Origin of the sequence: Rhodococcus qingshengii JCM 15477 (genome assembly GCF_023221595.1) — a bacterium.
GTDB classification, from domain to species: domain Bacteria; phylum Actinomycetota; class Actinomycetes; order Mycobacteriales; family Mycobacteriaceae; genus Rhodococcus_F; species Rhodococcus_F qingshengii.
On record NZ_CP096563.1, the window covers coordinates 4,977,665 to 4,988,682 of the forward strand.

Annotated in this window: 10 protein-coding genes; 7 read left to right on the forward strand and 3 right to left on the reverse strand. The window is 62.5% G+C overall.

Annotated elements, in window-relative coordinates:
* The first annotated feature begins 18 nt into the window (after positions 1 to 18).
* Positions 19 to 981 carry a sigma-70 family RNA polymerase sigma factor gene (locus tag M0639_RS22705; RefSeq protein ID WP_030535346.1) on the forward strand — a complete coding sequence of 321 codons (963 nt, stop codon included), beginning with the start codon at positions 19 to 21 and terminating at the stop codon, positions 979 to 981.
* On the opposite strand, the gene M0639_RS22710 is transcribed toward M0639_RS22705, so the two are convergent.
* Positions 957 to 2,678, reverse strand: a complete 1,722-nt coding sequence (locus M0639_RS22710; protein WP_064074069.1) for an FUSC family protein — start codon at positions 2,676 to 2,678, stop codon at positions 957 to 959. The genes M0639_RS22705 and M0639_RS22710 overlap by 25 nt on opposite strands.
* 187 nt (positions 2,679 to 2,865) lie before the next feature.
* Here M0639_RS22710 and M0639_RS22715 point away from each other — a divergent pair, with 187 nt between their 5' ends.
* The gene (locus M0639_RS22715; RefSeq protein WP_054781686.1) at positions 2,866 to 4,044 is read left to right on the forward strand and encodes an acyl-CoA dehydrogenase family protein; all 1,179 of its coding nucleotides are present in this window, start codon (positions 2,866 to 2,868) and stop codon (positions 4,042 to 4,044) included.
* Positions 4,045 to 4,048: 4 nt separating this feature from the next.
* Here M0639_RS22715 and M0639_RS22720 read toward each other — a convergent pair whose 3' ends face one another.
* Both M0639_RS22720 and M0639_RS22725 read right to left on the reverse strand, forming a co-directional pair.
* Entirely contained in the window at positions 4,049 to 4,675 is a 627-nt protein-coding gene (locus M0639_RS22720) for a TetR/AcrR family transcriptional regulator (RefSeq protein WP_030535343.1), read from the reverse strand.
* Positions 4,672 to 5,328 (reverse strand): TetR/AcrR family transcriptional regulator, encoded by a 657-nt coding sequence (locus M0639_RS22725; RefSeq protein WP_007733534.1) that lies wholly within the window; start codon positions 5,326 to 5,328, stop codon positions 4,672 to 4,674. The genes M0639_RS22720 and M0639_RS22725 overlap by 4 nt, the downstream gene beginning before the upstream one ends.
* Positions 5,329 to 5,511: 183 nt before the next feature.
* On the opposite strand from M0639_RS22725, the gene M0639_RS22730 reads away from it, so the two are divergent.
* From M0639_RS22730 to M0639_RS22750, 5 genes are read left to right on the forward strand one after another with little or no spacing between them, the layout of a single operon-like run.
* A complete protein-coding gene (locus M0639_RS22730) occupies positions 5,512 to 7,068 on the forward strand; it encodes a flavin-containing monooxygenase (RefSeq protein WP_064073971.1) in 1,557 nt (518 codons plus the stop codon).
* Positions 7,068 to 8,000, forward strand: a complete 933-nt coding sequence (locus M0639_RS22735; protein ID WP_003940129.1) for a metal-dependent hydrolase — start codon at positions 7,068 to 7,070, stop codon at positions 7,998 to 8,000. The genes M0639_RS22730 and M0639_RS22735 overlap by 1 nt, the downstream gene beginning before the upstream one ends.
* On the forward strand, positions 7,997 to 9,088 hold the full coding sequence (locus M0639_RS22740; RefSeq protein ID WP_064073970.1) for a PDR/VanB family oxidoreductase: 1,092 nt from the start codon (positions 7,997 to 7,999) through the stop codon (positions 9,086 to 9,088). The genes M0639_RS22735 and M0639_RS22740 overlap by 4 nt, the downstream gene beginning before the upstream one ends.
* Positions 9,085 to 9,585 (forward strand): SRPBCC family protein, encoded by a 501-nt coding sequence (locus tag M0639_RS22745; protein WP_007733538.1) that lies wholly within the window; start codon positions 9,085 to 9,087, stop codon positions 9,583 to 9,585. Before M0639_RS22740 ends, M0639_RS22745 begins: the two co-directional genes overlap by 4 nt.
* A complete protein-coding gene (locus M0639_RS22750; RefSeq protein WP_064073969.1) occupies positions 9,582 to 11,015 on the forward strand; it encodes an aldehyde dehydrogenase family protein in 1,434 nt (477 codons plus the stop codon). The genes M0639_RS22745 and M0639_RS22750 overlap by 4 nt, the downstream gene beginning before the upstream one ends.
* Positions 11,016 to 11,018 lie beyond the last annotated feature (3 nt).

The following is an 11,018-nucleotide window of genomic DNA, read 5'->3' on the forward strand; positions in this document are numbered from 1 at the left end:
GGTCAGTATCATGAGGGCATGCTTTCGCCGACGACTGCGCAGGACTTCGAGCAACACCGTGGCCACCTGACGTCGGTGGCCTACCGTCTCACCGGAAGTTTCAGCGACGCTCAGGATGCGGTGCAGGAGGCATGGATACGCTTGCAAGTCGCACAATCGAGACAAGGAAGCGACCTCGAGATCCGCGAGCTGCGCGGATGGCTCACCACTGTTGTCGGTCGGATCTGCCTCGATCATCTCAAATCGGCCGCGGTCAGAAGAGAAAGCTATGTCGGACAGTGGCTTCCGGAGCCGATCGTCACGCCCGTCGACGCCACCTCGGGCACACCCTCAGCGACACCCGATCCGCTGGAGTACGTCGTGACGCAGGAACAGAATCGTTTTGCTGCCCTCGTCGTCCTGGACACCCTTACTCCCGCTCAACGCGTTGCCTTCGTCCTGCATGACGGCTTCGACGTGCCCTTCGCCGAGGTTGCGCGCATCCTCGACATCGAAGTAGCCACTGCCCGTCAGTTGGCCTCGCGGGCCCGTAAAGCCGCAGCGTCGGCGCCGGTCCCGGTCAGTAGCGAGGAGCATGCTGCTGCCGTCGAGCGATTGGTGACGGCTATCGCGAGTGGAGATCTGAACGCCGTGATAGGTGCACTCGATCCCGATGCCGTCCTGATCGGTGACGCAGGCGGAACTACCCGCACGGCTGTCAACATTGTGCGCGGCAGCGATCGTGTCGCGCGGTTCTATCTGGGATTGGCCCGCAAGTACGGACCGGCAGCGGTGTTCTCGATGTCACCGGTTCTCGTCAACGGACAGCTCGGCGGTGTATTCGCCGGCTCACCAGGGGACGACCAGTACCCGCAGTTCGCCGCTCGCGTTGCCGGCTTCACTGTCCGCGACGGAGTCGTGTGCGCGGCCTACGACATTGCGAATCCAGCCAAGTTCAGCGCTGTGCCGATGCTCGATCACACCGAACCCGAACGCAAGTAGCGAGACTCCCATTCCTCGAGGTGTGATCTGGACACCTGCGTGCCGAACCACAGTCGGTGCAGTACATCCGATCCCAGATGGTGCAATTCGGTGTGCGTCCTCCACTGCTGCGACGCCCACTCGGGTTCGTTGTGGGCGGCGTCGATCCCGGCCATCGCGCTACCTCGCAGTTCGAAGTCCAGGTCCCGTCGAAGCTCCGAAAGCTCCGACCAATTCGCCTGTGGTGCATAGTGCCTCGCGCGAATTTCGGTCAGCAGCTTGAACAGGACGCTACCCGCCCGTTCGTCGACCCAGATCAGAGTGCGTCGATGCGCACCGCGCCCCACCGTCCACAGGACCACCAACGCCACGACGACGCCGATTGCCGTCTCGAGCATGCGGCTGAGGATCAGATGTCGGACGGTCCCGTGCGCACCACCGGCCGCGCCGAGGAGAATCGCGAGGGCGGTGATGAAGATGACGGCTATCCCGTAATTCCGCACCAGGAACAGCTCGATCCCCGCCATCAGGACTGCAAGTACCGCCACCAACCACAGACCGGTCGGACTCCAGGAGTAGATGGCACCCAACAGAATCAACCCGAGGACGGTTCCGCCGATGCGGTGGATTCCGCGATAGGTGCCCAGTATTCGATCCGGTCCTTGATGAAGGACCATCGCCGCGGCGATCACCGCCCAGTCCGGGCGATCGATGCCGAGCAGGACGGTGAGGGTTCCCGCCGCCATACAGGCAATGGACAGCCGAAGTGCCGTCACCGACGCTCGGCTGGACGGATTGCAGGCGCGGAGGAACCGATATCGGATCGTCGGGTCGGGCAGAGGCGGGTGGGCCCCGACCTCGTCGACGTCGAACGCGGGGTCCGCCATGAGCTCCGGATCGTGGTCGTCGGAGATCGCTCTGGCCATCGAGATCTGCGCTCGTTCGAGTTCACGGGTCAACGGGTGGTCTTTCCCGACGATTGCGCCGCGGTAAAGGCACTGCCACGCGTCGTGCAGCCGAAGTGCTGCAGCGTGGCGTTTGTCTCGCGTGAGTTCGGGTGGGGCGTACCTCGCCTGAGCGTCCGTGTACTCCGCAACGGCCGAGACGGCTGCCTGTACAGCGCTGCGTTCGACAGCTCTCGGTGCCCACAGGATTCCCGTCATCGAGACGACCACCGCGCTGATCCCACCGATTGCCGTCCACATCGCGACCTCGACCGGCGGCTGACCGGGAGTGGCGATCACGGAACTGATCTCGGTGGTGAGCAACAGAAAGAACGCGCCCGGTGGACCCAATCGAAGCGCGTCGACGGTGAAGGCGCAGGTCGACACCACGACGGCCATGATCAGCACGACAAAGACCAGCAGCACCGTCGGCGCTCCCTCAGCGATGGCTCGGTGGACGGGCTCACCCACCGATGCCCCGACGAAGGACAGGATCGTCAGCGCCGTCGCAGCGATACCGACTGCCTTCCACCTGCTCCGGTACGGACGACCCTCACCGTAGATCGATGCAAATGCACCGAGGCCGACCAGGAGCGAAGCAGACCCGAATCCGAGCAGTGTGGCGATGGCCGCCGGAATCGCCAGGGCGAGGGCGACGCGAACCGCTCCGGGGTACCTGTTTCCCACCGGCGGCAATCCGAACAGGACGCTGCGCGCCGGCCGCGGAGCCGGGAGGTTGGACTCGTGACCCGCTGATGTTTCTTCGGGGTCCACTGCCCATCCTTCGCGCCGGCCTGTTCGTGTCTGTGTCGTCCCATTCTTGCGGGCGGCCGACGTGGAATTCGAGGCGGGTCCGGAGGTCGATTCGACCACCCCTTTATTGACACTATGTCAACAGTGTGGATGATAGGTGGAGTCGGATCCGCTCGCGGGTCGCACTTCATCGATCGGGAGAATCACGATGACGCAAGGATCTACCGCAACCCGGACCGCAGAACGACGGTCCCCGTGGATGGACGACGAATTGGAGGCCGTGGCCGACCTGGCAAGGAACTTCTTCGCCAAACACGTCACACCGCATCAGAAACGCTTCGCGTCCCAAGGTTTTCCCGACAAATCCGCATATCGAGAACTCGGGGCGCTCGGGCTCGCCGGCATGTCGATCCCCACCGAGTACGGCGGCGGAGGAGGAACTTTCGCGCACGACGCCGTGCTGTTCCACGAGCAGGTCATGGCGGGTGATCATTCACTCCAACTCGGCGTGCACTCGGGAATCGTGCCGCACTACCTCAATGCCTACGCCGATCACGAGCACAAACTGCGCTGGCTACCGAAACTGGTGAGTGGCGAGTGGGTGGGCGCAATCGCCATGACCGAGCCCGGCACCGGATCCGACTTGCAGAACATCACCACCCGAGCCGTCCGCGACGGTGACGACTATCTGATCAGCGGCGCAAAGACCTTCATCTCCAACGGTCGCAATTGTGATCTGGTGATCATTGCCGCCAAGACCGATCCCAGCCTCGGAGCGCGTGGAGTGTCGCTCATCGTGGCCGAGGTCGATGACAACACACCGGGTTTCGAGCGCGGGCGAATACTCGAGAAGGTCGGACAGAAGGGCCAGGACACCACCGAGCTGTTCTTCGACCGCTTGCGGGTGCCTGCAACAAACCTGCTCGGGGACCGCGAAGGCACAGGGTTTGCCCAGCTGATGCAGCAGCTACTGCCCGAACGATTGATCTGCGGAGTTGCAGCCACTGCGGCAATGGAGCGTGCAGTCGCCCTCACCGTCGAGTACACCAAATCCCGAAACATGTTCGGGCAAACGCTCTTCGATCTGCAGAACACGCGCTTCGAACTTGCCGAGTGCGCGTCCATCGCTCGTATCTCACGAACGTTCATCGACGACTGCATCGTCAAATACCTTGCCGGGCAGCTCGATGCGACTACCGCCGCGATGGCCAAGTACTGGCTCACCGATCAGCAGTGCGCCGTGATCGACCGCTGCGTGCAACTACACGGCGGGTACGGCTACATACTCGAATATCCCATCGCTCAGATGTATGCCGACGCTCGTATTCAGCGAATCTACGCCGGATCGAACGAAGTCATGAAGGACCTCGTGGCGAGATCACTCTGAGCAATCAGGAATCCGCCTCGCACGCCGGCAGAACGTCACGCACGATGGCGAGCAAACTGCGTACCAGCAGAAGGTGCACCTGTTCGCGGTCGAGCGCTCCCGTCACCAACCACTGCTTACTGGCAGCCTTCGCCAAGCCTCCGTACGCCACGATCATCGAATGAACAGCAGCCTCGCTGCCTTCACTCGGTCGAATCTCGAGCGCATCCATCATGCGTCGCGCAGCAACGTCGTCAGCATCCTGCAGGATCCGATCCATCTCGGGATCACGGCGGAGGTCGTCGGACATGACTGTCGAGATCCACATGTCGCGATGACGCCAGGCGACGTCGAGCCACCGATCGATCACGGCGCCGATCCGCTTCTCCTGGCTCGCCGATCGCGGAATGCGGTCCACCGCCACTTCGGGAATGAAGACGAACCGCCGCACGACGTCGAGATACAACTCCCGCTTGGAGCCGAAGTAATGATTGAGCAGCGGACGTCCGACCCCAGCCGCCTTGGCCAACTCGGTCATCGAGACGTCGGCAAAAGACTTCTCCTCGAAAACCTTTGCCGCGCTGACAATGATCTGCTCACGCCGGTCTTCGGGACCGAGACGCCTTCCGCCTGTGGCCGACGCGGACGTCATTCTTTTCTCGCGGGCGTGCTGTTGACCGTCGCCTGCGCCTCGACCATGAGCGAAATGTGCTCCACCAAACGCTTTCGAGAGATCTTGGAGGACGGGGTGTGCGCCTGATAGATGAACGCGAGGGCACCGAACAGCCCCACCGAATTGAGTTCGGAGTTCGCGGAGTCGGTTGCCTCGCCGCCGTACATCAGCTCGAGCGACGCGGAAATCGGATTCGTGAACTCCGCCATCAATTCTCGCCCTCGATCCCACAGCGCAGGTTCCGCCTGGGATTCGACGAACATGATGCGTCCACGTCGAGGATCTTTGAATACGTAGTTGGTGAAGGCCTTCACCACGTGGCGGATCAGGGCCGACGGTTCGGAAGGCGCCGCCTCGAGAGCGTCCAGAATAGTGTCACGCGCACCGAGAACGACCTCGTCGAGCACGGCGACCAGCAGTTCGTCACGGTTGGCGAAGCTCTCGTAGAAGTACCGTTCGGTCAGCGCGGCCTCGCGGCAGGTCGCACGCATGGTCGCGGCGGCCGCTCCCTCGGTACCCATGATCTGCAACCCGGCTTCGATCAGCTGTGTCCGGCGCGCGGCGCGGCGATCTTCCGGTTCCTGCCCACGCCACCTGCGCGGGCCGGTGCGCCGAGCCTCGGTATCCGTCATGTCCCCATGTTCTCACTGACCGGCAGCGCTCTCGACCTCAGGTTATCGCGGCGACCTCCGCAAGCGAACTGACATCGCCCGATGTCAATCAGTTGAATTCTGACATCAACCGCTGTTGACATCACTTGATGTCAGACTTACTCTTCGTTCAGTTGTTCACGCACCAATCAGGAGGCGTCACACATGGTCGACATCGACCCAACCTCGGGGCCATCGGCCGGTGACGAGGAAACTCGAACTCGCCGAACACGAGTCGTCGTCATCGGAGCCGGTTTCGGCGGCATCGGAACGGCTGTCCGCTTGAAGCAGTCCGGGATCGACGACTTCGTCGTTCTGGAACGTGCCGCGGAGCCCGGGGGAACCTGGCAGGTCAATACCTACCCCGGTGCACAGTGCGACATCCCGTCGATTCTGTACTCGTTCTCGTTTGCGCCAAATCCGAACTGGACGCGGCTGTATCCGCTACAGCCCGAGATCTACGACTATCTCCGGGATTGCGTCCATCGCTTCGGACTGGCCGGTCATTTCCACTGCAACCAGGACGTGACAGAAGCTTCGTGGGACGAGCAAGCCCAGATCTGGCGGGTACACACTGCGGAAACCATGTGGGAGGCACAGTTCCTGGTCGCGGCCACCGGCCCGTTCAGTGCCCCCGCCACACCCGACCTTCCCGGGCTCGAATCGTTTCGTGGTCAGATGTTCCACACCGCGGACTGGAACCACGACCACGACCTTCGCGGTGAGCGGATAGCCGTGGTCGGCACCGGCGCCTCTGCGGTGCAGATCATCCCCAGACTGCAACCGCTCGCGGACACGTTGACCGTGTTCCAGCGGACACCGACGTGGATCCTGCCGCACCCGGATCAGCCGATGACCGGCTGGCCGAGCGCTCTCTTCGAGCGGGTGCCGCTCACCCAACGACTGGCACGCAAGGGACTTGACCTGCTCCAAGAAGCCCTGGTACCCGGATTCGTGTACAAGCCGTCACTGCTCAAAGGGCTGGCCGCACTCGGCCGAGCACACCTTCGCCGGCAGGTGCGGGACCCGGAGCTTCGCGCAAAGCTGCTCCCCCACTACGCATTCGGATGCAAGCGTCCGACGTTCTCGAACACCTACTATCCCGCGCTGGCGTCACCCAATGTGGAGGTGGTGACGGACGGAATCGTCGAGGTGCAGGAGCGCGGAGTCCTCACCGCGGACGGCGCCTTCCGGGAAGTCGACACCATAGTCATGGGAACCGGCTTTCGTATGGGAGACAACCCGTCGTTCGACATCATCCGGGGCAAGGACGGCCGCAGCCTCGCGCAGACGTGGAACGGCAGTGCCGAGGCCTTCCTCGGCACCACCATCAGCGGGTTTCCGAACTTCTTCATGATCCTCGGCCCCAATTCCGTGGTCTACACCTCGCAGGTCGTCACGATCGAAGCGCAGGTCGAGTACATCGTGAGCTGCATTCTTCAAATGGACGAGGGCGGCATCGGCAGTATCGACGTCCGGGCAGACGTGCAGAGAGAGTTCGTGCGCGCGACCGACCGCCGACTCGCCACCAGCGTATGGAACGCCGGCGGGTGCAGTAGTTACTACCTCGTCGACGGCGGCCGCAATTACACCTTCTATCCCGGATTCAACCGATCCTTCCGCACCAGGACCAAACGAGCCGACCTCGCTCACTACGCGCAAGTACAACCCGTCTCGTCCGAATCACTCACCACTGCCCGAGAAACCGTGAGGAGCCGATAATGCTCGGCATCAACGCCTTCCGAGGCACACCCGTCGTCGCACCGTCCGGCGCGCGCCGCTACACCGACGAAGCACATGCGATCGCCGCCCGTGACGTCGAATTCGACTGGGACGGCGTACCACTGCATTACGTGCCGAACGAACCGATGGTCACCCACGTCATCAACTTCATGCATCTCGTGTTGCCCGAGGGAGAGCGGGCCATGTCCGCAACGCTCGCCGAAGCGCTCCCGCTCATCGAGGACCCCCGCCTGCACGAAGAGGTGGTGGGATTCGTCGGCCAGGAAGCAACACACGCGTCGTCGCACAAAGGTGCACGCGAGCATCTTGCGGACCTCGGCATGGACATGAAACCGATGTCACGCCGGATGGACTGGCTCGTGGACAAGATATTGGGCGACAAAGGATTGACCGGAAAAGCCAAGCACGCCTGGCTCTGTGAACGTCTCGGCTTGTTTGCCGCGATGGAGCACTACACGGCGGTGGTCGGGGAATGGCTGCTCACCGATCCCGCCCTCGAAGATGCCGGCATGCACCCGACGATGCTCGACATGGTCAAGTGGCACGGCGCCGAGGAAGTCGAGCACCGCAACGTGGCCTTCGACGCCTACATGTACGTGGACGGTAGCTACGCCCGCCGCGTTCGCACGGCGCTGCTCGCCAGCTTCACGTTGTTCGTGTTGTTCATCGCCTCGATGAACTACCTTTTCCGGCAGGACCCGTCGAAGGCGAAGGGCCGCCTGTGGCCTCTGCAACTGATCAGCGCCACTCGCCGCGGCCTGGTCCCGAACATGAAATTCCTGATCACCGAGATTCCTCCGTATCTGCGGCCGAGCTTCCATCCGTCCCAGATCGGGGACATGGACGTAGCCATGCGCTACCTCGCTCGCTCACCTGCCGCCAATCGTTCTTCCGAAAAGAGTGAAGGATGAACAAGACGACTGCCGACCGTCCTCACGACGCACAAGACTTCACACCGACCCGGTCGTTGAGGATTGCCGCACAGGCGACGAGCGCATACCGTCGAATCTTTGCGTCAAGTCCTGCAGCGCAGATACTTTCGCGTCCCAACCCGGTCCGCTACAGCGGATTCGACATGACGCTGGACGTGAAGTCCGTCCGGTTCGAGTGCGCAGACGTCCTGAGTGTCACCTTGACCCCGAGGGAAGGAATCACCCTGCCGTCGTGGATTCCCGGCGCTCACCTAGACGTCATTCTCCCCTCGGGAAGGCAACGACAGTATTCGTTGTGCGGAGACCCCGACGACTTGACCTCGTATCGGATCGCCGTCCGGCGAATCGACGAAGGCGGGGGTGGCTCCCGCGAGATACACGAGTCGCTGAAACCCGGAATGGTTGTCGACGTACGAGGGCCGCGGAATGCATTTCCTTTTGTCACTGCTCCGTCGTACCTCTTTGTTGCGGGCGGAATCGGGATCACTCCGATACTTCCCATGGTGCAACGCTGTCACCGCCGCGGAGTCCCGTGGCGATTGGACTATCTCGGACGAACTCGGGCAGCTATGCCATTCCTGAACGAGATCGAGGAGTATTCCAGCGGCCGGGTAACCATCCGACCCGACGACGAGCTGGGTCCGACGGATATCGGAACACTCGTCGCTGCTGCGGATCCAGGTGCCGCGGTGTACACGTGCGGACCGGTTCCGCTGATGAACACGGTGCGTGCGGCAACTTTCGCCGCCAACCCGACCGGATCGGTGCACAGCGAGAGGTTCTCCCCACTCCCGGCAGTCGACGGCAAGGAGTTCACGGTGCATCTGGCGCGCACCGGTCTCACCGTCGATGTGGGCGAGTCCGAAAGTGCATTGGCTGCAATACGACGCGTACTTCCCGGAGTAGCGTATTCATGCCAACAGGGCTTCTGCGGTACATGCAAGGTCCGGGTGCTCTCCGGGACCGTCGAGCATCGAGACACCCTCCTCACCGAATCCGAACGTACTGGTTCGATGTTGACCTGTCGATCACGTTCCACCGGTGGGTCTTTGGTGGTGGACCTGTGAAGGGAAAATTCTCTCTTTCTGCGGCCGACGCAGCCTTCATCCGCTCCGCTCCGCTGGTGATCACTCACCGGATCGAATCCGAAGCGACATGTGAAAGCTTGTGGCAGACGTTGACCTCGGACGGAGCGCTCACGTCGTGGGCGCACGGGATCACCGGAGCCGACTGGACCTCGGACAGACCATTCGGCGTCGGGACTACGCGAACCGTGCGAGCCGGCGCTTTTGCTGCACTGAACGAGCGATTCTTCCGCTGGGACGAGGGGCGCCGGATGTCGTTCTACGTGGAGTCGGCGTCACTTCCGGGGTTCAAACGCTTCGCTGAAGATCTGGTGTTGGAACCGACTTCGACTGGCAGCCGCCTCACCTGGACGTTCGCTGTGCAAGCGCAGCCGTGGTTCGCCCCCATTCTGACTCTGTCCCGACCGATCCTCCAACGCGTCACCCGCGGCTGGGCCGACGGCGCCGTCCACCACACACTTCAAGGAACTCCACGATGACGGCGACCGAGATCGACACGACCACACAGGCGTCCGACGACACAGTGACACAGGCAGTGCGCGACGCCCGTACTGCTTCCGAATGGTGGGCAGAACTGACATTCGAGCAACGCGCTCGTCGACTGGATCGGTGGCGAGGAATCATCGCTCGTCGCGCATCCGAACTCGCCGACGTCGTGCACCGGGACATGGGCAAGCCGCACCCTGACGCAATGCTCGAAATCGCCATGGCACTAGAACATCTCGCGTGGGCGTCGAAGAATGCCCGAAAGGTATTGGGCAGGCGCAGCGTCCGCTCCAGTTTGTTGACGGTCAATCAGGCCGCCTCGGTGGAGTATCGACCTCTCGGGGTGATCGGTGTGATCGGTCCGTGGAACTATCCGGTCTTCACCCCACTCGGTTCGCTCTCGTTCTCGCTGGCTGCAGGCAACGCCGTGGTCTACAAGCCGAGTGAGTTCGCACCGGCAGTCGGGCAATGGTTGGGCCGCGCCTTCGCCGAGGTCGTCCCTGAACATCCTGTGCTGCAGGTCGTCACGGGCGATGGTTCGGTCGGCGCGACACTGTGCCTGGCCGGTGTCGACAAGATCGGGTTCACCGGATCGACCGCGACGGGCAAGAAAGTCATGGCAGCGTGCGCCGAGACCCTCACACCGGTGTTGATGGAATGTGGTGGTAAGGACGCGCTCATCCTTGATGCCGACGGAAATGTCGGTGCCGCCGCGGATGCTGCGGTGTGGGGAGCATTGTCCAACTCCGGTCAAACCTGTCTGGGCGTCGAGCGTGTATACGTGCACGAACATGTCTACGGCGAGTTTATCGACAAGACAATCACTTTGGCTGCCCGAGTTCATGCGGGTCCGGGTGCCGAAGACAAGATCGGTCCGATCACCATGCCCTCGCAAGTGGCTGTAATCCGGCGCCACATCGACGACGCGATGTCGCGGGGTGGACGTGTCGTTCTCGGAGGGCTCGGCTCGATCTCCGGCCAGTACGTGCAACCGACCATCATGGTCGACGTCCCCGAAGACAGCCTCGCCGTCACGGAGGAAACTTTCGGCCCGACGATGACGATCACCAAGGTCGCCTCGATGGACGAGGCGGTGGAGTTGGTCAATGCGTCGCCATACGCATTGGGAGCAAGCGTGTTCGGCAAGGACGGAGCGGCTGTTGCCGATCGGCTCCGATCCGGAGGAGCGTCGGTGAACTCTTACGTGATGTATGCCGCGGTTCCCAACCTGCCACTGGGTGGGGTCGGAGCATCTGGTTTCGGACGCGTTCACGGCCCAGATGGTCTGAAGGAGTTCACCTACGCTCGTTCGACGACTCGGCAACGATTCCGTTCGCCCCTACCACTGACGACGTTTCGAAGGACCGCCCGAATCGACTGGCTGGTCAAGGTTCTCATCCGCGCGCTACACGGAAGGCACTGAAGC